The sequence below is a fragment of the Streptomyces sp. A18 genome, assembly GCF_059026065.1.
Genome location: NZ_JBWLKL010000003.1, coordinates 19,874 through 40,995, shown reverse-complemented (window position 1 = coordinate 40,995; position 21,122 = coordinate 19,874). Strand labels below are relative to the sequence as shown.

The window sequence follows — 21,122 nt, the reverse complement described above, 5'->3', positions numbered from 1 at the left end:
GGTCCGCGTCCTGCTGCCCGTACGATCTGAAACGTGGCTGGTCGCGGGCGTGGTGCGTGGGTGCTGGGGATCTGTGTCGCCCTGCTCGTCGGGTGCGGCGGCCCCTCGGCGCCCGATGCCGCGCCCGGAGAGGTGCGCAGACTGCTCGACCGGCGTGCCGAGGCCGTCCTCGACCGGGACGCGACGGCGTACCGCGCGACGGGCCGCGGCGCCGATGACGCCGAGGCCTACGACAACCTCCGCGAGGTACCGCTCGATTCCTGGCAGTACCGCCTGACCGCCTTCGAGCGCACCGGCAAGCGGGCCACGGCCACCGCGGACCTGCGCTACCGCGTCAAGGGCTACGACGGCGAGCCGCTCACCACCTCGCGCGCGCTCACGCTGCAGGAGCGCGAGGGACGGTGGTACGTCGCGGCTGAGCGCCCCGCGAAGAAGGCCACGGAGCAACTCTGGGACCAGGGGCCCGTCACGTCCGTACGGGGCGCACACAGCCTTGTGCTGGGTGTCGGGCGCGACGAGCGCGTCGAGGAGACGCTGAAGGGGTACGCGGACCTCGCCGACCGCGCGGTTCCCCTGGTGGGGGACGCCTGGCCGAGGAAGTGGCCGCGGAAGGTCGTCGTCCTGGTGCCCAAGTCCTTGGACGGCATGGCCGGGCTGCTCGGGGCGCCCGCATCCGGCTACCAGGGGATCGCGGCGGTGACCACGGGAGAGGCCGGCGGCTCCGGGGCGGCGCCCGCCGACCGGATCATCCTCAACCCCGAGGCGTACGGCGTGCTCGGCGACTTCGGCAAGCAGGTCGTCCTCACCCATGAGACGACCCATGTCGCGACCCGCGCGCACACCTCGCCCGCGACCCCGCTGTGGCTCTCCGAGGGCTTCGCCGACTGGGTGGGCTACCGCGGCACGGGCCGCACGGCCGCGCAGGCCGCCCCCGAACTGCGCCGCGCCGTCCAGCGCGAACAGCTGCCCGGAGCGCTCCCCGAGGACGACGCGTTCGGCTTCAGCGGGGACGCAGGGAAGCTGGCCCAGGCGTACGAGGGGGCGTGGCTGGCCTGCCGGATGATCGCGGACCAGTGGGGCGAGGCGAAGCTGACGGGCTTCTACGAAGCGGTCGGCGCGCACAAGAAGAGGCCCGGTGCGGTCCAGGACGCCCTGAAGGGCGTCCTGGACATCACTCCGGAGGAGTTCACGGCGCAGTGGCGTACGTATCTGCGGGACGAGCTCGGCTGACCTCGTCGGGCGCCGCCGCGCGCTCACGGGCCGGGGGGTCGGACACCGTCCCGCGCCACAGGTTGCGGCAGGCGATCAGCGCCGCCGCGACGAGCAGACCATTGCGTACGAAGAGCAGGGTGAGGCCCAGTGGGTCGCTCGCCACCACGTGCGAGAACCAGACGGGGAACTCCAGGCACGTGACGAACGTGGCCGCGAGCACCAGGCGCGCGGGCACCACCATGCGGCTCGCGCGGAACGCCAGGCACACGGCGGCGACCCCGACCAGCCACAGGAGGTACTGCGGGCTGATCACCCGGCTCGTCGCCGTGAACAGCAGTACGGCGACGAAGGCGGCGTCCGCGACCGTGCTCGCGGACCACACGCGGGCCCGGAGCCGCCACACGAGGAGCCAGCAGAAGGCGGCCACGGAGAGCCCCTGTGCCACCGTGCTGACCAGCGGGACATAGGGGCCGAGGAACTCCACCGAGCCGTAGTTGAGCTGGACGTCGCCCTGCCAGCCGAAGTGGCGTGCGACATGGAAGACGAGCGCGCCGAGCGACTCGACCTCGGTGCCGCGGTCGCGCTGGAAGGTCAGGAAGGCGAGCGCGCCGGGCATCGTCACCAGGAAGGCGAGGGTCAGGCCGACGGAGGTGGCGACCGCAGCGCCCCAGGAACTGCGGGTGGCACGCGCGCGTGGCATGCCGACGAGCAGCAGGGCGGGCCACACCTTGAGCAGCGCTCCGAACCCCGCGAGCGACCCCATCGTGCGGGGGTGCCGGGCCCCGGCGAGCAGCGTGGCGACCGCGACGGCCGTCACCATCACGTCGTAGCGGGCGTACACGGTCGGCCCGAGCAGTGCCACGCCCCCGATCCACACCCAGGCTCCCCGAAGGGACTTGCCGGGCCGCCTGCCCGCGTACAGGAGCAGTCCGCAGACGAGAGCGTCGGCGAGGCAGGCGAGCACGAAGAAGGCCGAGGCGTAGTCGACGAAGGGCAGCAGGGCGGGGGAGAGGATCGCGAGGGCGGCGGCGGGCGGGTACTGCCAGGTGACGTCGTCGAGGGGGAAGGTGCCGGTGCGCAGGACCTCGTACCAGCCCTGGTAGATGACGGAGACGTCGCTGGTCACGTCGGGACCTGGGAGGGTGAGCACCTTGAAGACGCAGAGCAGCAGCACTGTCCTGGTCAAGGCCCACACGGTCAGGATCCGCGCCACGCGCACCACGCCCCTTTTCGCCTGCTTCATTGTGGTTCGGTGGGCCATGATGCCGGGCGCGGCCGTGCGGGGGCCAAGAGGCGGGGCCGTCCGGGAGGCTAGGCCCTCCCACGCCGTCGTGGGCTTTCGGTACTGTCGGCGACGATGCACAAGACCCTGATCGTCACGAACGACTTCCCGCCCAGGCCCGGTGGCATCCAGGCGTTCCTGCACAACATGGCGCTGCGCCTGGACCCCGAGCAGCTCGTCGTCTACGCGTCCACATGGAAGCGGGGGCGCGAGGGCACCGAGGCGACGGCCGCCTTCGACGCGGAGCAACCCTTCAAGGTCGTACGCGACCCCACGACGATGCTCCTTCCGACCCCGCGCGTCACGCGGCGCGCGGTCTCGCTGCTGCGGGAACACGGCTGCGAGTCGGTGTGGTTCGGGGCGGCAGCGCCGCTCGGGCTCATGGCACCGGCGCTGCGGAAGGCGGGCGCGAGGCGCCTGGTCGCCACGACGCACGGGCACGAGGCGGGCTGGGCCCAGCTGCCCGCGTCACGCCAACTGCTGCGCCGGATCGGCGAGTCGACGGACACGATCACCTATCTGGGCGAGTACACGCGCTCGCGCATCGCCGCGGCGCTGACGCCTGCTGCGGCCGGGCGGATGGTCCAACTGCCACCCGGCGTCGACGAGAAGACGTTCCACCCCGGTTCGGGCGGAGACGCCGTGCGGGCCCGCCTCGGCCTGACGGACCGCCCTGTCGTGGTGTGCGTCTCGCGGCTCGTGCCGCGCAAGGGGCAGGACACGCTGATTCTCGCCATGCCGCGGATTCTGGCGGGGGCGCCTGAGGCGGTGCTCCTGGTCGTCGGAGGCGGCCCTTACGAGAAGGAGCTGCGGAAGCTGGCCGCCGAGACAGGGGTCTCGGAGTCGGTTCGCTTCACCGGGGCGGTGCCGTGGGAGGAACTTCCCGCTCATTACGGCGCGGGAGACGTGTTCGCGATGCCGTGCCGGACCCGGCGGGGCGGGTTGGACGTGGAAGGCCTCGGGATCGTGTACCTGGAGGCTTCGGCGACCGGGCTTCCGGTCGTCGCCGGTGACTCCGGCGGGGCGCCGGACGCGGTGCTTGACGGTGAAACGGGGTGGGTCGTCCGGGGCGGCTCCCCGGAGGCCGCCGCTGATCGGATCCTCACCCTGCTGGGTGATGCGGAGCTGCGGGCGCGGATGGGGGAGCGGGGGCGGGAGTGGGTGGAGGAGCGGTGGCGCTGGGACCTCCTGGCGGAGAGGCTGCGGGAGTTGCTGTAGCGCCCAATGGGTTGCCACGGGGGGATGTTGCGCGCCTGACCGCCGTCATGGGCTGGTCGCGCAGTTCCCCGCGCCCCTGAAGCCGGGGCTGCGCCCCGCTTTTCAGGGGCGCGGGGAACTGCGCGAGCAACCCAGACGCGACCCGTAGTCGCGGGACGAGGGCGCCCCCCCACGGCGAGTGGGCGCCCCGCAAACGCTACCCGCGGTAAATCGCTTCGATTTCGTCGGCGTAGTCCTTCGCCACGACGTTCCGCTTCAGCTTCAACGACGGAGTCAAATGCCCCGACTCCTCCGTGAACTGCGAGGCCAGGACACGGAACTTCCGCACGGACTCCGCCTTGGACACCGCCGCGTTGCCATCGTCCACCGCGCTCTGGATCGCGGCAAGGAAGTCCGGGTCCTCCCGGAGCGACGCAGCCGTGGAGTCCGCGGGCTTTCCATGGTCCAGGGCCCAGCGGCCTATGAACTCGTCGTCCACCGTGACCAGCGCCCCCACGAAGGGCCTGCCATCGCCCACGACCATGCACTCCGCGACAAGCGCATGCGCGCGGATCCGGTCCTCGATCACCGCGGGAGCGACATTCTTGCCGCCCGCCGTCACGATGATCTCCTTCTTGCGGCCGGTGATCCGGAGGTAGCCGTCCTCGTCGAGGGTGCCGATGTCGCCCGTGTGGAACCAGCCGTCGGCCAGCGCCTCTTCGGTCGCGCCCTCGTTGTTCCAGTACCCCGTGAACAGGTGCTCGCCGTGCAGCAGCACCTCGCCGTCGTCGGCGATCCGGACGACCGAGCCGGGCAGCGGCTGGCCGACCGTGCCGATCTTCTGGCGGTCCCAGGGGTTGAAGGCGGTGGCCGCGCAGGACTCCGTGAGGCCGTAGCCCTCAAGGACGGTGAAGCCGATGCCGCGGAAGAAGTGGCCGAGGCGCTCGCCGAGCGGCGCGCCGCCCGAGATCGCGAACTCGCCGCGCCCGCCGAGTACGGCCCGCAGCTTGCTGTAGACCAGCTTGTCGAACGTCTTGTACTTGATCTTCAGGCCGAGCGAGGGACCGCTCGCGGTGTCGAGCGCGCGGCTGTACGCGATCGCCGTGTCCGCGGCCTTGTCGAAGATCTTGCCCTTGCCGTCGGCCTGCGCCTTGGCGCGCGCCGAGTTGTAGACCTTCTCGAAGACGCGCGGTACACCCAGGATCATGGTCGGCCGGAACGACGCCAGCTCGTCCGTGAGGTTCTTGACGTCGGGCGCGTGGCCCAGCTTGATCGGCGCCATCAGCGCGGCGACCTCGACCAGGCGCCCGAAGACGTGCGCGACGGGCAGGAAGAGGAGGACGGAGCACTCGCCGGTGCGGAACAGCGGCTTCAGGCGCTCCACCACGTTGCCGCACTCGGCGAAGAAGCTGCGGTGCGTGAGGACACAGCCCTTGGGGCGGCCCGTGGTGCCCGAGGTGTAGACGATGGTGGCCGGGTCGTCGGCGCCGGCGACCGCGCTGCGCTCGTCGACGGTCTCCTCGGAGACGTCGGCGCCGTCGCGGTTCAGCTCCTCGACGCCGCCGCGGTCGATCTGCCACACGTTGACCAGGTCGGGAAGCCGGTCGCGCACCGAGTCGACGGCGGCGCTGTGCGCGTCGAGTTCGACGATGATGCCGACGGCGCCGGAGTCGCCCAGGATCCACTGGATCTGCTCGGCCGAACTGGTCTCGTACACCGGCACGGTGACCGCGCCCGCGCTCCAGATCGCGAAGTCGAGGAGCGTCCACTCGTAACGGGTGCGGGACATCAGGGCGACGCGGTCGCCAGGGCGCACGCCGGAGGCGATGAGCCCCTTCGCCGCGGCGCGCACCTCGGCGAGGAAGGTCTTGGCGTTGACGTCCTGCCAGGTGCCGTTCACCTTGCGGCCGATGACGGCGACATCCGGGTGCTGCGCGGCATTTCTGCGGACGATGTCGGTCAGATTGCCGTCCGCAGGGACCTCGTACAGGGCCGGAAGGCTGAACTCGCGCAAGACTGCTGCTCCTACATAGGGCGCCGGCGCCACGACGTTGTGCGATGCGACGGTGCGGTCCAAGATCGGGCAGGTGCTCCGGGGAAATGGGGGGAAGACAGCTGGAGCACTACTGGACTGCCCGGACGTTACCCATGGGTATGGCTTGTTCGGTAGGGGGTCCGGGCCAGATGTTCGGTGCGTCACACGTCGTTGTGGTCTGAACCGCACAGTACGCCACGCCATTCCCGACTCGGAAGTAACCGCAGGTCCGCCCCCTTCTCACCCCTTCTCCGGGCCTCTACCCACGTTTGCCCGCTCGTTCTAGGGTGATCGGCATGCCAGCTTTCCGGGTCAACGTGGTCAGTGACGTGCACGGCAACACGAAGGACCTCGCCCGCGCGGGCGAGGGAGCCGACGCGCTCGTCTGTCTCGGTGACCTGGTCCTCTTCCTCGACTACGCCGACCACTCGCGCGGCATCTTCCCCGACTTCTTCGGCAAGGAGAACGCCGACCGCCTCGTCGACCTGCGCACCGCCCGCCGCTTCGACGAGGCCAGGGAGTTGGGCGCGCGGCTGTGGGCGGGCATAGACCGCGGTCCCGCCATCGAGAGCGCGGTGCGCAAGCAGTACGCCGAGATGTTCGCCGCCTTCCCCACGCCGACGTACGCCACGTACGGCAATGTCGATATGCCGACCCTCTGGTCCGAGTACGCGGGCCCCGGCACCACCGTCCTCGACGGCGGGCGGGCCGAGATCGGCGGCCGGGTCTTCGGGTTCGTCGGCGGCGGCCTGCGCACTCCCATGCGGACGCCCTACGAGATCAGCGACGAGGAGTACGCGGCCAAGATCGAGGCCGTCGGCGAGGTCGACGTGCTCTGCACGCACATCCCGCCGGACGTCCCCGAGCTCGTGTACGACACCGTCGCGCGCCGCTTCGAACGGGGCAGCCGAGCGCTGCTCGCGGCCCTTCACAAGACCCGCCCGAGGTACTCACTTTTCGGCCACGTCCATCAACCGCTGACCCGGCGGATGCGGATCGGGGCGACGGAGTGTGTGAACGTGGGGCACTTCGCGAGCTCGGGCAGGCCGTGGGCCCTGGAGTGGTGACAGTGGGCCACTCCTTGCGCGGTAGCCTTCACGCGTCACACACGTAGCCACCACCCCTGTACCGGACCGCATCTGGAGGAGCCACAGCGATGGCGGAACACACCAGCTCGAGCATCACGATCGAGGCGGCACCGGCCGAGGTGATGGGGGTGATCGCCGACTTCGCCCGCTACCCGGACTGGACGGGCGAGGTGAAGGAGGCGGAGGTCCTCGACACCGACGACCAGGGCCGCGCCAAGCAGGTCCGCCTCGTCATGGACGCGGGCGCGATCAAGGACGACCAGACCCTCGGGTACACGTGGACCGGCGAGAACGAGGTCAGCTGGACCCTCGTCAAGTCGCAGATGCTGCGGTCGCTGGACGGCTCGTACGTCCTGAAGCGGTCCGGTACGGGCACCGAGGTCACGTACAAGCTGACCGTCGACGTGAAGATCCCGATGCTGGGGATGATCAAGCGCAAGGCGGAGAAGGTCATCACCGACCGGGCGCTGGCGGGTCTCAAGAAGCGAGTGGAGTCCGGCGCGAAGTAGCGCTGACGAGGAAGATCCGCCGCGAAGCGGCGGGACTCACCTCACGTACCGTTCACCCTTATGCGCACCCTCCTCGTCACCGGCCCCGGCGGCTCAGGCCGAACCACTGTCGCCGCGGCCACCGCGCTGTCCGCGGCGCGCGAGGGCCGCAGGACTCTCCTGATCTCCGCCGACCGAGGCATCGGTGCAGTATTCGGCGGTGAAGAGCACGGCCTCACCGTCCAGCGGCTCACCCCTGGCGAGGAGTTCCGGGACGACCTCCTGGCCCTGCAGGATCGTGCCGCCTCCGCGCTTGACCTGCTCGGCGCCGGACGCCTCGAAGGCGAGGAGCTCACGCCCCTGCCCGGCAGCGACGAACTGGCCCTGCTGCGCGCCCTGCGCGACGCCGGGCAGAGCACCTACGACACCGTGGTCGTCGACCTGCCCCCGGCGCCCCGTGCCCTCGCGGTCCTCGCGCTCCCCGAGCAGCTGCGCCGCTACCTCCGCAGGATCCTTCCTCCCGAGCGGCAGGCGGCCCGCGCCCTGCGGCCCATGCTCGGCCGCCTCGCGGGCGTGCCGATGCCCGCGGCCTGGCTGTACGAGACCGCGGACCGCTGGGACGTCGAACTCGCCGCCGCGCAGGCCGTGATCGAGGACCCGGGCACGAGTGTCCGCCTGGTCGCGGAGCCGGGCCCGGCGGGCGCCGACGCCGTGCGCGCCGCGGCCACCGGCATCGCCCTGCAGGGCCTGCGCGCCGACGCCCTGCACGCCAACCGCGTCCTGCCCGACGACACCCCGGACATCTGGCTCGCCGAGCTCGTCGCCCAGCAGCGCAAGACGCTGGCCGAGTGGCACGAGACGTACGGCGAGAGCCTCGGCGCCCTGCGGCACCTGGGGCGCGATCCGCGCGGCGCCGACGACCTGGCGGCCCTCGGTGTGCCCGCTCCCGGCGCGGCCCCGGAGCCCGTGCGGTGGCCCGTCGTCGACGCCCTCGCCGACGACGGCGTCCTGGTCTGGCACATCCCGCTCCCCGGCGTCGTACGCGAGGAGCTCGGGCTCATCCGGCGCGGCGACGAACTGGTCGTCACCGCGGGAGCGCTCCGGCGCATCGTCACCCTGCCCTCCGCCCTGCGCCGCTGCACCGTCGCGGGCGCCGGGCTGCGCGACGGCGAGCTGCGGGTGCGGTTCGCGCCCGACCCCGATCTGTGGCCGCAGACCCGGTGAACGTGCTACCGCCGTTCGGGTAACGTCGAGAGTACGAATCCATAGACCGCCCGCCGCAGGAGTCTGTCCGTCATGAGCGATGCCACCGAGCACGAAGTGCCCGAACCCGAAGCGGCCGACACCGACGCCGACGCGTGGCAGAAGGCGTGCGCCGAGGATCTCGCGGCGGAGAAGGCCCGGCGCCGTGCCCAGTACGGGCCGCCGCCCGGATCGGCGGGCGAGGAGCTGCGCAAGCTCGTCGACGCCGTCTCGGAGAAGCTGACCGGGCTCCAGGGCCCGCTGTTCGGCGCGGTCGCCCAGGGCGCCGTCGAGCAGACCGTCCGGCAGGTCGTCCAGCAGGCGAAGGCCGCCGTCGAGCCGGTCATCGAGCGCAACCCCGACGTCTTCGATCATCTCGCCGCCGCGGGCGGTGAACTGCTCGCCGCCTACCGCTCCGCGGTCGAGGGCCAGGAGGGCCGCTGGACCCGCGGGAGCGACGCGGCGAAGGGCCCCGACCCGCGCGACGAGGGCCCCGGCCCCACGGAACACATCGACCTGGACTGAACACCCCTCGGGTACGGTTGCCCGTAGCGGGGCTCGACCGAACTGAGGGACACATGGGACTCACCATCGGCGTCGATATCGGCGGCACAAAGATCGCGGCCGGAGTGGTCGACGAAGAGGGCACCATTCTCGACACGCACAAGGTGCCCACGCCGCCGACCGCCGAAGGCATCGTGGACGCGATCTGTGCCGCCGTCTCCGGGGCCGGCAAGGGGAACGACGTGGAGGCCGTCGGCATCGGCGCCGCCGGTTACGTCGACGACAAGCGCGCCACCGTTCTCTTCGCACCGAACATCGACTGGCGCCACGAGCCGCTCAAGGACAAGGTCGAGCAGCGGGTCGGCATGCCGGTCGTGGTCGAGAACGACGCGAACGCGGCTGCCTGGGGCGAGTACCGCTTCGGCGCCGGACAGGGCCACGAGGACGTCATCGTCATCACGCTGGGCACGGGCCTCGGCGGCGGCGTCATCATCGGCAACAAGCTGCGGCGCGGACGCTTCGGCGTGGCCGCCGAGTTCGGACACATCCGGGTGGTGCCGGACGGGCTGCTGTGCGGCTGCGGCAGCCAGGGCTGCTGGGAGCAGTACGCGTCGGGGCGCGCCCTCGTCCGGTACGGACAGCAGCGGGCCAACGCGACGCCGGAGGCCGCGGAGATTCTCCTCGGGCTCGGTGACGGCACGGTCGAGGGCATCCAGGGCAAGCACATCAGCGAGGCGGCGCGGCAGGGCGATCCGGTCGCCGTCGACTCCTACCGCGAGCTGGCCCGCTGGGCCGGAGCGGGCCTGGCCGACCTGGCCTCGCTCTTCGACCCCTCCGCGTTCATCGTGGGCGGCGGGCTCTCGGACGAGGGTGAGCTGGTGCTCGACCCGATCCGCAAGTCGTTCCGGCGCTGGCTCATCGGTGGGCAGTGGCGTCCGCACGCGCAGGTGCTCGCTGCCCAGCTGGGCAACAAGGCGGGGCTCGTGGGCGCCGCCGACCTGGCTCGCCAGGGGTAGTTCCCGCTGATCGCGCCTGAGGCCCGCCGTCCCCTTCGGGGCGGCGGGCCTCGTCGTCGCGGCACCGCGCACCGCGTATCTTGATCCCCATGGTGACGCTGCCCAACTCCCGCACCGAAGACGACGGTTCAGTCGTGATCCGGGTGCTCAGTTACAACATCCGGTCCATGCGGGACGACACCGACGCGCTGGCCAGGGTCATCGCCGCCTGCGCGCCCGACCTCGTACTCGTCCAGGAGGCGCCCCGCTTCTTCCGGTGGCGCAAGAAGCTGGCGCGGCTCGCCCGCGCCGCCGATCTGGTGATGCTCTCCGGCGGCGGCACCGCGTCGGGTCCCGCGCTGCTCTGCTCGCTGCGGGCCACCGTCGAGCGGACCGAGGACGTGCTGCTTCCGCTGACGCCGGGACTGCACCGGCGCGGCTTCGCGACCGCCGTCGTGCGGTTCGGCGGCGTCCGGCTCGGCGTCCTGAGCTGCCATCTGAGCCTGCAGACCGACGAGCGGTACGCGCAGGGCGGGATGCTGCTCGACCGGCTCGCCGGGATGGGCGTGGAGCACGCCGTCGCGGGCGGTGACCTCAATGACCGGCCGAAGGGCCGTACGTTCCGCAGGCTCGCCGCGGAGCTGCGGGACTGCTGGGCGACCGCACCCTGGGGCGGCGAGAACACCTCGACGCCGGGGGACCCACATCAGCGCATCGACGCGATCTTCGCGACGGACGGGGTCGAAGTCCTCGGCTGCGGTGTGCCGTTGGAGCTCGACGGAGTGAGCGAGGCGGATCTGCGGGCGGCCACCGACCATCTGCCGGTGCTCGCCGCCCTCAGGATTCCCGCCGCCCGCGCCGCGTAGCCCGCTCAGACCACCGCGCCGCGGCCCGGGTCGTCGTCCTCTTCGTCGTCGCCCTTCATCCGCGCCACCAGGGTGCCGAAGCCGCCGAGGAAGCCGCCGATGCTGAGCGTCGCGAGCCACCACGTCATCGGCCAGCCGATCAGCACCGCGAGCAGCATCAGGAGCGGGCCGCCGATCACGGCGAGCCAGGCGAACTTCGCCGTGACGTCCGCGGCGGGCAGCGGCGGCGGCTCCGGCGGGACGAAGTGGCCCTCGTCGTCCGGGCCGAGGTCGTCGTCCGATGCCTCGGGCGCGTCGTAGTCACGCGGTCCCGCCACGCCGGGGGCGAAGGAGACGGAGCCGCCGAGCGGCTTCTTGGCCCCGGGGTCCTCGGCACCCTTGGCGTTCTTGCTGTCGCTCTTGTCGCCCTCCGGAGTGTCGTTCGTCTCCGGTTCGAGCAGTGCCAGGTCCTCGACGGACTTGAACGGCTTGGCGCCCGGCGGGTCCGCCGGCTCCTGGCCGTACCCCGCGACGATCGCCTGCCAGGCCGCGTCCTCGTCGGGAGGCAGTCCCAGGCCTTCTGCGGGGTCCTGCCGCTTCTCGGGCTCGCGGCTCTCGTCGCCGTCGGGTTCGATTCGGTCCTGCTCAGCCACCGGTGGCCGTCCCTTCCTTACCGACACTGGGGGCGAGCCGGCCGATGAACGCGTAACTCTCCTCGAAGATCCGGTCCGCATCGTGGTCCAACGTCGCGACGTGGTAGCTCTGTTCCAGGAGGGTCTCGGTGACGTCCGTGGACGACACCCGCCCGAGGATCCTGGCCGAGTCGGCCGGCGGCACCACGTGGTCCTGCGGGCTGTGCAGCAGCAGCAACGGCTGCGTCACCTGCGGCAGTTCACGGTCGAGCCGCTGGAAGAACTGGCGCAACGAGTGCGCCGCGTGCAACGGGACCCGGTCGTACGCGAGCTCCTTCGAGCCCTCCAGAGCGATGTCGCTGGAGATGCCCGGCGTCGTGGGCACCAGATGCCGGGCCAGCGGCAGCGCGTGCGCGGCCAGGCCGTGCACCTTGTTCGCCGGGTTCACCAGGACCAGGCCCCGCACCTCGTCGCCGTGCTTCGCGGCGAGCCGCAGCGACAGCGCGCCGCCCATGGAGAGGCCGAAGACGAAGACGTCCGTGCAGCGCTCCAGGAGTGCGCGCAGCTCGCGCTCCACCTCCGCGTACCAGTCCTGCCAGCCGGTGATCTGCAGGTCCTCCCAGCGCGTGCCGTGCCCCGGCAGCAGCGGGAGGGAGACGGTCAGGCCGCGGTCCGCGAGGTACTCGGCCCAGGGGCGCAGGGACTGCGGGGATCCGGTGAAGCCGTGACAGAGGAGGACGCCGACCTCGCCGCCCTCGTGGCGGTACGGCTCGGCTCCGGGGAGGACCGGCACTTCGGTCTCCTTCGTGAGATGTGGAGGAGTACTTCACCGTACGCGACCGGACTGACACCGACCAGGGTCGTCGGGCCCTTTGGGCTTACTGCGGGTTAAGGTCTGATCCACACTTAACAGGAGGCACTCGGTTTGATCTACGGCGCAATGAAGGTCGCCATCGGAGGGCCGCTGAAGCTCGGCTTCAGGCCCTGGGTGGAGGGCCTTGAGAACGTACCCGCCGAGGGACCGGCCATCCTGGCGAGCAATCATCTCTCCTTCTCGGACTCCTTTTTCCTGCCCGCGGTCATCGACCGCAAGGTCACGTTCATCGCGAAGGCGGAGTACTTCACGTCCCCGGGCGTGAAGGGCAAGCTCACCGCGGCCTTCTTCAAGGGCGTGGGCCAGCTGCCCGTGGACCGCTCCGGCGGGCGCGGCGCGGGCGAGGCGGCCATCAAGAGCGGCATTGAGGTCCTGGAGCGCGGTGAGCTCTTCGGCATCTACCCGGAAGGCACGCGTTCCCCCGACGGCAGGCTCTACCGTGGCAAGCCCGGCGGCCTCGCACGCGTCGCCCTCGCCACGGGGGCGCCCGTGCTCCCCGTGGCGATGATCGACACCGAGAAGATCCAGCCGCCCGGCAAGGTCCTGCCGAAGCTGATGCGGCCGGGCATCAAGATCGGCGAGCCGCTCGACTTCAGCCGGTACCACGGCATGGAGCACGACCGGTTCGTCCTGCGTGCGGTGACCGACGAGGTCATGTACGAGATCATGAAGCTGTCCGGCCAGGAGTACGTCGACGTGTACGCGACCGCCGCGAAGCGCCAGCTCACGGAGGCGGCGAAGGCCGAGAAGGACGCGGAGAAGAAGGCGGAGAAAGCGGCCGTGGAGGCCGAGAAGGAACGGTCCGGCGCGTAATCGCGTCGCTGCAGAGGGGAGCCGGGCGCAAGGGGGCGCCGACGGGCGACCAAGGGGTGGGGGAGATGACCAAGCGCGTACGCGTCATGAGGATGTCGGTCGAGCAGCCGCTGTGGCGTGCGCTGACCGGCTACCGCGTACTGACGATGCTGTACGCGATCGGCCTCTTCGTGGCCGCACACGAGAAGTTCGACCGCCCCTGGGTGGCCATCGCGTTCTACGTGGTGCTCGCCGGGTGGACCCTCGGCACACTCCCGAAGGTCGCGAACGCAGCGAGCTGCACCAAGCGGTTCCTGGTCATCGACCTGACCATCGCGCTGGTCGGCATCCTGCTCACGCCGGTCGCCGACTCGCACCAGCGGATCGTCCACGACGGCCCGACGCTGCCGTCGATATGGACGGCGGGCGCGGTCCTCGCGTTCGCGATCAAGGGCGGCTGGCGGTGGGCGGCCTTCGCGTCGGCCCTCGTCGGCGTCGCCAACATCGCGCAGCGCGGCAGGCCGACCCAGGACACGCTCCACAACGTCCTCCTGGTCTGCATCGCGTCCATCGCCATCGGTTACGTCGTCGAGGTGGCCCGCGCCTCCGAGCGCACTCTCGCCCGCGCCCTGGAGATCGAGGCCGCGACCCGTGAGCGGGAGCGCCTGGCCCGTGACATCCACGACAGCGTGCTCCAGGTCCTCGCGATGGTGCAGCGGCGCGGCAGCGCGCTCGGCGGCGAGGCGGCGGAGCTCGGCAGGATGGCGGGGGAGCAGGAGGTCGCGCTGCGCACGCTGGTGGCGGGCGGCCTGGTCCGCACGTCGCACGAGTCGGAGGATGCCTCGCTGGGGGCCGTCGTCCGCGCGGTGGAGGAGCCGGACGGCGACGACGGAGACATCTGTGACCTGAGGTCCCTGCTCTTCCCGCACGCGGGAGCCCGGGTGACCCTCTCGGAGCCGGGCGCTCCGGTCGGCCTTGAGCCGAAGGCCGCGCGGGAGCTGGCCGCCGCGGTCGCCGCCGCCCTGGACAATGTCCACCGGCACGCGGGCCCGGACGCCGCAGCCTGGATCCTGGTCGAGGACGAGCCGGACGCCGTGATCGTGACGGTACGGGACGACGGCCCCGGCATCCCCGATGGCCGTCTCGCGGAGGCCGAGGGGGAGGGGCGGCTCGGAGTCGCCCTGTCGATCCGGGGCCGGCTGCGGGACATCGGCGGCACGGCCGAGCTGATCTCGGTGCCGGGCCAGGGCACGGAAGTAGAACTGAGAGTCCCACGGGGGAAGGCAGGAAAGGAACGATGAGCGAGCAGCACCAGCAGGACGGCGACGGTGGCAAGGGCCCGGTCAAGGTCATGGTCGTCGACGACCACCCGATGTGGCGCGACGCGGTCGCCCGCGACCTCGCGGAGGCCGGGTTCGACGTGGTCGCCACGGCGGGCGACGGCGAGCAGGCCGTGCGGCGCGCCCAGGCTGCCGCACCCGATGTCCTCGTACTCGATCTGAACCTGCCCCTGAAGCCGGGCGTCCAGGTCTGCAAGGAACTCGTCGGCGCCAACCCGGCCCTGCGCGTCCTGGTCCTCTCGGCCAGCGGCGAGCACGCCGACGTCCTGGAGGCGGTCAAGTCCGGCGCCACCGGCTATCTCCTGAAGTCGGCCTCCACCGCCGAGCTGACCGACGCGGTCCGCCGCACGGCCGTCGGCGACACGGTCTTCACGCCGGGCCTCGCGGGCCTCGTCCTGGGCGAGTACCGCCGCCTGGCGTCCGACCCGACGCCCGGCACCCCGGACGAGCCGAAGGCACCGCAGCTCACCGACCGCGAGACCGAGGTGCTCCGCCTCGTCGCCAAGGGACTGAGCTACAAGCAGATCGCCGAGCGCCTGGTCATCTCGCACCGCACCGTGCAGAACCACGTGCAGAACACCCTGGGCAAGCTCCAGCTGCACAACCGCGTGGAGCTCGTGCGGTACGCGATCGAGCGGGGTCTCGACGACGCGTGAACCCTCATAAGGGTGAACTCTCGTGATCAACTCCCCTTTACCGGCCAGGAATTGACCATCCGGACCATCCCTCAGTGACCTGGATCACCATTAGCGTGAGTCGCATCAGGGTCACTGAGGCGAAGGGACTTCTTCCATGACGGCCAATAAAATCGGAGTACTGACCGGAGGCGGCGACTGCCCCGGGCTCAACGCCGTCATCCGGGGCATCGTCCGCAAGGGCGTGCAGGAGTACGGCTATGACTTCGTCGGCTTCCGGGACGGCTGGCGCGGTCCCCTTGAGGGCGACACCGTCCCGCTCGACATCCCGGCCGTGCGCGGCATCCTGCCCCGCGGCGGCACCATCCTCGGCTCCTCGCGCACCAACCCGCTCAAGACGGAGAACGGCATCCGCCGGATCAAGGAGAACCTCGCCAAGTACGAGGTCGAGTCCCTCATCGCCATCGGCGGCGAGGACACCCTCGGCGTCGCCGCGCGGCTCACCGACGAGTACGGCATCAACGTCGTCGGCGTACCGAAGACCATCGACAACGACCTGTCCGCCACGGACTACACCTTCGGCTTCGACACCGCGGTCGGCATCGCCACCGAGGCGATCGACCGGCTGCACACCACCGCCGAGTCGCACATGCGGGTCCTCGTGGTGGAGGTCATGGGGCGGCACGCGGGGTGGATCGCGCTGCACTCCGGGCTCGCCGGGGGCGCGAACGTCATCCTGATCCCCGAGCAGCGCTTCGACGTGGAGCAGGTGTGTGCCTGGGTGACCTCGCGGTTCAAGGCGTCGTACGCGCCGATCGTCGTCGTCGCCGAAGGGGCCATGCCCAAGGACGGCGAGATGGTCCTGAAGGACGGGACGCAGGACTCCTTCGGGCATGTGCGGCTCTCGGGCGTGGGGGAGTGGCTGGCCAAGGAGATCGAGGGGCGCACGGGCAAGGAGGCGCGCACGACCGTCCTCGGGCACGTCCAGCGCGGCGGGACGCCCAGCGCCTTCGACCGGTGGCTGGCCACACGCTTCGGGCTGCACGCGATCGAGGCCGTGCGGGACGGCGACTTCGGCAAGATGGTCGCCCTGCAGGGGACGGACATCGTGCGGGTACCCATCGCTGACGCTACGTCGAAGCTGAAGACCGTTGACCCGGAGCTCTACTCCGAGGTGGGGGTCTTCTTCGGCTGATCTTCGGCTGATCCCGGTGGGCGGGTGCCCTGTGCCGCCGCTTCGCGGCGGGTTTCTCGCCCACCCGCCCACCCGTTTCTCCGCGGTGCCGATCAACCCCCTAATACCTACACTCGCCGCATGGAGATTCTCGCGTTCGGGGTGCAGGCGGACGAGAAGCCGCTCATCGAGAAGGCCTTCGAGGGGCACCACGACGTCCGCTGCCTGGACGTCTTCCTCAGCGAGGACACCGCCCCCATCGCCGCCGGCTACGAGGCCATCTCCACCAGCGTCAACGCCGATCTCGGCAACCGTGTCCTGCAGACCCTCGCCGCGGGCGGGACGCAGATGATCGCCCAGCGTTCGACCGGGTTCAACAACATCGATCTCCAGGTCGCCGAACGCCTCGGCTTCACCATCGCCCGCGTCTCGTACTACTCGCCGTACTCCGTCGCCGAGTTCGCCTGGACCCTGGCGATGGCCGTCAACCGCCGCATCGTCCGTGCCAGCAACCGCACCCGCGACTTCGACTTCAGGCTCGACGGACTGATGGGCCGGGACCTGCGGGGCCGCACGGTCGGAGTGCTCGGCACCGGGAAGATCGGCGAGGCGTTCACCCGGATCGCGCACGGCTTCGGGATGAAGCTGCTCGGCTGGGACGTCGCGGAGAACCCCGCCTGCGTCGAGCTCGGCATGAAGTACGTCGCGAAGGAGCAGCTCTTCGCCGAGGCCGACCTCATCAGCCTGCACGTCCCGCTGCTCCCCGCGACGCAGCACATCATCGGGGCCGACGCGCTGCGGATGATGAAGGACGACGCGATCCTGGTGAACTCCAGCCGCGGCGGCTTGATCGACACCGACGCCCTGGTCACGGAGTTGCGGATGGGGCGCTTCGCGGGCGTCGGGCTCGATGTGTACGAGGCGGAGGCGGGGCTCTTCTTCCTCGACAAGTCGCTCGAGGCCGTCGAGGACGACACCCTGGCCCGCCTGGTGACGTTCCCGAACGTGGTGGTCACCTCGCACCAGGCGTACTACACCGTGGACGCGGTGAGCCAGATCATCGACACCACGGTGCAAAACGTCCTGGACTACAAGGAGGGCCGCCGCAGCGAGAACGTGCTGGTCCCGGCGGCCCCCAAGCTCTAGACGAGCACCCCGGACAGCAGTTCCCGCACGATCGCCGTCCCGCGCAGCGAGAGCACCGACTCCGGGTGGAACTGCACTCCCGCCAAACCGGGTCCCCGCAGCGCGTGCACCTCTCCCGTGGCCGGATCCCTGCTGACCTCGATGCCGTGCGCCGCGAGTTCCAGCGACGTCTCCTCGTCGCAGTGGGCCACGAAGCTGTTGTAGAAGCCGACCGTCTCCGGCCGCCCGAACAGGTCGATCCGCGTCTGGGCGCCCTGGTACGGGACCTCCTTGCGGACGATCTCCAGGCCCAGTTCGGCGGCCAGGAGCTCATGACCGAGGCAGACGCCCAGGACTCCGTGCCGGTGGTCGCGGATCACCTCGGCGGTCAGCGAGCGCAGGAAGCCCATCTTCGGGTCGGCGGGGTCCGAGGGATTGCCGGGGCCGGGGCCAAGGATCAGTGGGCCCTCGTGCGCCCGGACCGCTTCCCGCAGGCCCGGCTCGTCGTAGCGGCGCACGGAGACCGTGAGGCCGGACGAGCGAAGCAGATGCGCCAGCATCGCCGTGAACGTGTCCTCGCCGTCGATCACCAGGGCGTGTCCGGTCAGCTCCGCCGTCTGCTCCTGCATCCGCAGCCAGAACGGCGCGAGCCCGGCCCGCCGGCTGTCGAGCGCCGCCCGCACCCGTGGGTCGTCGGCGAGCGCGGGGCGTACGCGCTCGTCGCGGGGCCGTCCGGGACGCACCCCGAGGGCGGCGAGGACGCCAGCCGCCTTCGCGTGCGTCTCGGCCACCTCGCCCGCCGGGTCCGAGCCGCGCACCAGCGTCGCGCCGACCGGGACCCGCAGCTTTCCGTCCGCGGAGATGTCGGCGGTGCGGATCAGGATGGGCGAGTCGAGGGTCTGCGCGCCGCCCGCGTCGCGGCCGATGAGGGCGAGGGCGCCCGCGTAGTAGCCGCGCCCGCCCGCTTCGTGGCGCTCGATGACGCGGCAGGCATTCTGCACGGGCGAGCCGGTGACGGTCGCCGCGAACATCGTCTCCTTCAGGACCTCGCGTGCGTCGAGCGACGACTTGCCCCGCAACTCGTACTCGGTGTGCGCGAGATGGGCCATCTCCTTGAGACGTGGCCCGATGACGACACCGCCCATGTCGCCGACGGTGCACATCATCTTGAGCTCCTCGTCGACGACCATCGACAGCTCCTCGGTCTCCTTGCCGTCGGCGAGGAAGCCGAGCAGATCGTCCGCCGTTGGCCCTTCGGCCGGATACCGGTAGGTCCCGCTGATCGGGTTCATGACGACCGTCCCGCCGGACATCCGCACATGCACCTCGGGACTCGCCCCGACCAGCGTCCGCTCACCGGTGTGCACGACGTACGTCCAGTAGGCGCCCCGCTCGCCCACCAGCAGCCTGCGGAAGAGCGCCAGGGCGTCCGCCCTTCCGAAGCCGGGGATCTCGCCCTCGTACGTACGCCGGATGACGAAGTTGGCGCCCTCGCCCCGCCCGATCTCCTCGCGAAGCACCCGCCCGACGATCTCCCCGTACGCGGCGTCGTCGACGTCGAAGGCCCCTCCCTCGACGCGCACGTCATGGGTGGGCAGCGTCGACAGGGCCTCGGAGAGCGGGAGTTCGTACGTCTCGTCGGGGGTCAGGACCGTGAGGGGCGTGCCGTCGTCGCGTACGTCGAAGCCGCGCTCCCTGATCTGCCGGAAGGGGATCAGGGCGAGGCCCTCGTCGGGGATGTCGGCGAGCCGGTCGTACGAGGCGACCGCGCCGATCAGGACCTCGACCGTGTCGTGGTCGTGGCCGGGCGTGCGGCGGCGGAGCACGGCGAACGGGCGGTCGTCCGTCAGCAGTCCCGCGAGCTGGTTCGGGATGTCCATCGGGTCTTGTTCCTTCTCACTGGGAGAGGAACGGCCGCCGCGATCCGGAGATCCTGGTCCGGAAAACACTGAAGGCCGCCCCTCGGGCGGCCTTCGCGAGTCTCGAAACGCGCAGAATCAGTGGGCCGCCGGATGAGCGGGCCACCACCAGTTTCGGTTCGTCTGCGCGTGCATGTCCCGCACCCTAGCGCATCATCAGGACGTCGAGAGCCTCGTCGAGATACGCGCCGAACTCGTCGGGCGCGGGCAGCACCGACGGCACCGCGTGCCCGAGCTGCGTGTGCCCCAGATAGACCGTGTACGCGAGCAGCCCGCGGCGCCGCGCCTCCGCCTCGGGGAAGCCGAGCCCGGCGAAGAGCTCGGCGACGTAGCTCACCCGGCGCTCGGTCACGCGGCGCATGACCTCGGCGACCTGGGGGTGCGAGGCGGTCGCGAGCAGGGCGACCTCCAGGGGGTCGGACGCGGCCGACGCGATGGCCTCGCCGAAGAGCAGGCGGATGCGCCGCCGGGGGTCGGGCTCGGCCTCGACCTCGGTGATCATCCCCTCGGTGTGGATCTCCGACCAGCGGTTCAGGGCGGCCTCGATGAGCGCGTCACGGTTGGCGAAGTGCCAGTAGAAGCTCCCCTTGGTGGTGCCGAGGCGGACGGCCAGGGGTTCCACGGCGACGGCCGCGAGTCCGCCCTCGCCGATCGCGGTGAGGGCGGCGTCCGCCCAGTCCTGAGCGGTGAGACGGGGCTTCGCCGCGGGCTTCTTCTGCTGCCGTTGCACCATGGCCATACGGTACCGTATGGTCGACCATACGCCAGCGTATGGAGGTGCGCGATGAGCACGGTACTCAACGAACACGAGCGCGTGATCAAGGCTCCGGCAGCGGTGGTCGGCGCCCTGCTCGACCGGCTCTCCGCCGAGGACGATCCGCTCTTCCCGACGCCGGCCTGGGCGGCGATGATCTTCGACCGTCCGCTCGGCGTGGGCGCGACCGGCGGCCACGGCCCGGTCCGCTACAGCGTCACGGAGTACGAGCCGGGGCGCCGCGTGCGTTTCGCCTTCACGGCGCCGGACAACGGCTTCCACGAAATGAGCGTCGAGCCGATCGGGAAGGGGCGCTGCCGCGTCCGTCACGTCCTGCAGACCGAACCGCTCGGCGTGAACCGCCTGCTGTGGCCCGCCGTCGTGCGGCCCCTGCACGACACGATCATCGAAGAGGTCTTCGACAACGTCGAGCGCGCGGCGACCGGCGGCTGCGCCCGCCCCGTCCGGTGGTCACCCCTGGTGCGCCTCTACAACCGGCTCATGTGGAGCCGTCCCGAGACGGTCGGGACGCCGGAAGCCGCCCACCTGATCCGCACCGCCGTCGACCGCCCCGGCTACGAGGACGCGTACCGCATGGAGCTGCTCCCGGGGCAGCCGCGCGACCCGGAGGCCTGGACCGGCATCCTGCGCGACGCCTTCCCCGTACTCGCCCGCGAGGGCGGCGAACTGCTCCTGGACGTGGACACGGCGGGCCTGACGGCGCGCGCCTCGATCCTGGTCGACGACCGGCACGTCACGCTGAGCACCGCCGCGCGGGCCGACACCCTGCGGGGCCGGGTCTACTGGGGCGTGGTCAAGCGCGTCCACCCCTTCATGGCCCGCACGATGCTGCGCCGCACGCACCGCCGGATCGCCCTGGCCACACCGAGCGCGGGCGAGCGGGAGCTCGGGCGCCGACGCTCGGCCGTGTCGGGTCCGTCTCACTTGGTGAGCGGGTGAATGGACGGCAGACATCACCCCGTAATGTT

21 protein-coding genes are annotated in these 21,122 nt (G+C 71.2%); 14 read left to right on the top strand and 7 right to left on the bottom strand.

Annotation, left to right across the window (positions count from 1 at the left end; genetic code table 11):
* Positions 1–33: 33 nt before the first annotated feature.
* The gene (locus tag AC5P1C_RS05845) at positions 34–1,230 is read left to right on the top strand and encodes a hypothetical protein (protein WP_493864572.1); all 1,197 of its coding nucleotides are present in this window, start codon (positions 34–36) and stop codon (positions 1,228–1,230) included.
* On the opposite strand, the gene AC5P1C_RS05840 is transcribed toward AC5P1C_RS05845, so the two are convergent.
* Entirely contained in the window at positions 1,187–2,455 is a 1,269-nt protein-coding gene (locus AC5P1C_RS05840; RefSeq protein ID WP_493864571.1) for a glycosyltransferase 87 family protein, read from the bottom strand. The two genes, AC5P1C_RS05845 and AC5P1C_RS05840, sit on opposite strands and share 44 nt — an antisense overlap.
* Before the next feature lie 114 nt (positions 2,456–2,569).
* Here AC5P1C_RS05840 and AC5P1C_RS05835 point away from each other — a divergent pair, with 114 nt between their 5' ends.
* On the top strand, positions 2,570–3,712 hold the full coding sequence (locus AC5P1C_RS05835) for a glycosyltransferase family 4 protein (RefSeq protein ID WP_493864570.1): 1,143 nt from the start codon (positions 2,570–2,572) through the stop codon (positions 3,710–3,712).
* 196 nt (positions 3,713–3,908) lie between these two features.
* On the opposite strand, the gene AC5P1C_RS05830 is transcribed toward AC5P1C_RS05835, so the two are convergent.
* A complete protein-coding gene (locus tag AC5P1C_RS05830; RefSeq protein ID WP_493864569.1) occupies positions 3,909–5,705 on the bottom strand; it encodes an AMP-dependent synthetase/ligase in 1,797 nt (598 codons plus the stop codon).
* A 317-nt stretch (positions 5,706–6,022) separates the two neighbouring features.
* Between AC5P1C_RS05830 and AC5P1C_RS05825 the strand changes: the two genes are divergently transcribed.
* The 6 genes from AC5P1C_RS05825 to AC5P1C_RS05800 all read left to right on the top strand — a co-directional run bounded on the left by AC5P1C_RS05825 (position 6,023) and on the right by AC5P1C_RS05800 (position 10,909).
* Positions 6,023–6,793: a metallophosphoesterase family protein gene (locus AC5P1C_RS05825; protein WP_493864568.1), complete on the top strand. Its 771-nt coding sequence runs from the start codon at positions 6,023–6,025 to the stop codon at positions 6,791–6,793.
* A gap of 89 nt (positions 6,794–6,882) precedes the next feature.
* Entirely contained in the window at positions 6,883–7,323 is a 441-nt protein-coding gene (locus AC5P1C_RS05820; RefSeq protein ID WP_493864567.1) for an SRPBCC family protein, read from the top strand.
* 60 nt (positions 7,324–7,383) lie between these two features.
* Positions 7,384–8,526: an ArsA family ATPase gene (locus tag AC5P1C_RS05815; protein ID WP_493864566.1), complete on the top strand. Its 1,143-nt coding sequence runs from the start codon at positions 7,384–7,386 to the stop codon at positions 8,524–8,526.
* A 72-nt stretch (positions 8,527–8,598) separates the two neighbouring features.
* Positions 8,599–9,069, top strand: coding sequence for a DUF5304 domain-containing protein (locus tag AC5P1C_RS05810; RefSeq protein WP_493864565.1), 471 nt, complete (start codon positions 8,599–8,601; stop codon positions 9,067–9,069).
* Positions 9,070–9,122: 53 nt separating this feature from the next.
* Positions 9,123–10,064, top strand: coding sequence for an ROK family glucokinase (locus AC5P1C_RS05805; RefSeq protein ID WP_344520183.1), 942 nt, complete (start codon positions 9,123–9,125; stop codon positions 10,062–10,064).
* Between the two features lie 89 nt (positions 10,065–10,153).
* The gene (locus tag AC5P1C_RS05800; protein WP_493864564.1) at positions 10,154–10,909 is read left to right on the top strand and encodes an endonuclease/exonuclease/phosphatase family protein; all 756 of its coding nucleotides are present in this window, start codon (positions 10,154–10,156) and stop codon (positions 10,907–10,909) included.
* Positions 10,910–10,914: 5 nt separating this feature from the next.
* Here the strand turns inward: AC5P1C_RS05800 and AC5P1C_RS05795 are convergent, their stop codons facing one another.
* Both AC5P1C_RS05795 and AC5P1C_RS05790 read right to left on the bottom strand, forming a co-directional pair.
* The gene (locus AC5P1C_RS05795; RefSeq protein ID WP_493864563.1) at positions 10,915–11,541 is read right to left on the bottom strand and encodes a hypothetical protein; all 627 of its coding nucleotides are present in this window, start codon (positions 11,539–11,541) and stop codon (positions 10,915–10,917) included.
* Entirely contained in the window at positions 11,534–12,313 is a 780-nt protein-coding gene (locus tag AC5P1C_RS05790; protein ID WP_493864562.1) for an alpha/beta hydrolase, read from the bottom strand. The genes AC5P1C_RS05795 and AC5P1C_RS05790 overlap by 8 nt, the downstream gene beginning before the upstream one ends.
* A gap of 147 nt (positions 12,314–12,460) precedes the next feature.
* Here AC5P1C_RS05790 and AC5P1C_RS05785 point away from each other — a divergent pair, with 147 nt between their 5' ends.
* The 5 genes from AC5P1C_RS05785 to AC5P1C_RS05765 all read left to right on the top strand — a co-directional run bounded on the left by AC5P1C_RS05785 (position 12,461) and on the right by AC5P1C_RS05765 (position 17,481).
* Positions 12,461–13,207, top strand: a complete 747-nt coding sequence (locus tag AC5P1C_RS05785; RefSeq protein ID WP_493864956.1) for a lysophospholipid acyltransferase family protein — start codon at positions 12,461–12,463, stop codon at positions 13,205–13,207.
* 65 nt (positions 13,208–13,272) lie between these two features.
* On the top strand, positions 13,273–14,487 hold the full coding sequence (macS, locus tag AC5P1C_RS05780) for a MacS family sensor histidine kinase (protein ID WP_493864561.1): 1,215 nt from the start codon (positions 13,273–13,275) through the stop codon (positions 14,485–14,487).
* Positions 14,484–15,182 (top strand): response regulator, encoded by a 699-nt coding sequence (locus AC5P1C_RS05775; protein ID WP_493864560.1) that lies wholly within the window; start codon positions 14,484–14,486, stop codon positions 15,180–15,182. The genes macS and AC5P1C_RS05775 overlap by 4 nt, the downstream gene beginning before the upstream one ends.
* A 136-nt stretch (positions 15,183–15,318) precedes the next feature.
* Positions 15,319–16,356 carry a 6-phosphofructokinase gene (locus AC5P1C_RS05770; RefSeq protein ID WP_493864559.1) on the top strand — a complete coding sequence of 346 codons (1,038 nt, stop codon included), beginning with the start codon at positions 15,319–15,321 and terminating at the stop codon, positions 16,354–16,356.
* A gap of 120 nt (positions 16,357–16,476) precedes the next feature.
* A complete protein-coding gene (locus tag AC5P1C_RS05765; protein ID WP_493864558.1) occupies positions 16,477–17,481 on the top strand; it encodes a 2-hydroxyacid dehydrogenase in 1,005 nt (334 codons plus the stop codon).
* Here the strand turns inward: AC5P1C_RS05765 and AC5P1C_RS05760 are convergent.
* The 3 genes from AC5P1C_RS05760 to AC5P1C_RS05750 form a co-directional block, all read right to left on the bottom strand.
* Positions 17,478–19,340, bottom strand: a complete 1,863-nt coding sequence (locus AC5P1C_RS05760; RefSeq protein ID WP_493864557.1) for an anthranilate synthase family protein — start codon at positions 19,338–19,340, stop codon at positions 17,478–17,480. The genes AC5P1C_RS05765 and AC5P1C_RS05760 overlap by 4 nt on opposite strands.
* Positions 19,341–19,457: 117 nt before the next feature.
* The gene (locus tag AC5P1C_RS05755) at positions 19,458–19,514 is read right to left on the bottom strand and encodes a trp operon leader peptide (protein ID WP_361046300.1); all 57 of its coding nucleotides are present in this window, start codon (positions 19,512–19,514) and stop codon (positions 19,458–19,460) included.
* A gap of 10 nt (positions 19,515–19,524) precedes the next feature.
* Complete coding sequence (locus tag AC5P1C_RS05750) at positions 19,525–20,118, bottom strand: TetR/AcrR family transcriptional regulator (protein ID WP_493864556.1); 594 nt, start codon at positions 20,116–20,118, stop codon at positions 19,525–19,527.
* Positions 20,119–20,163: 45 nt separating this feature from the next.
* Here AC5P1C_RS05750 and AC5P1C_RS05745 point away from each other — a divergent pair, with 45 nt between their 5' ends.
* Positions 20,164–21,093, top strand: coding sequence for a DUF2867 domain-containing protein (locus AC5P1C_RS05745; protein ID WP_493864555.1), 930 nt, complete (start codon positions 20,164–20,166; stop codon positions 21,091–21,093).
* Positions 21,094–21,122 lie beyond the last annotated feature (29 nt).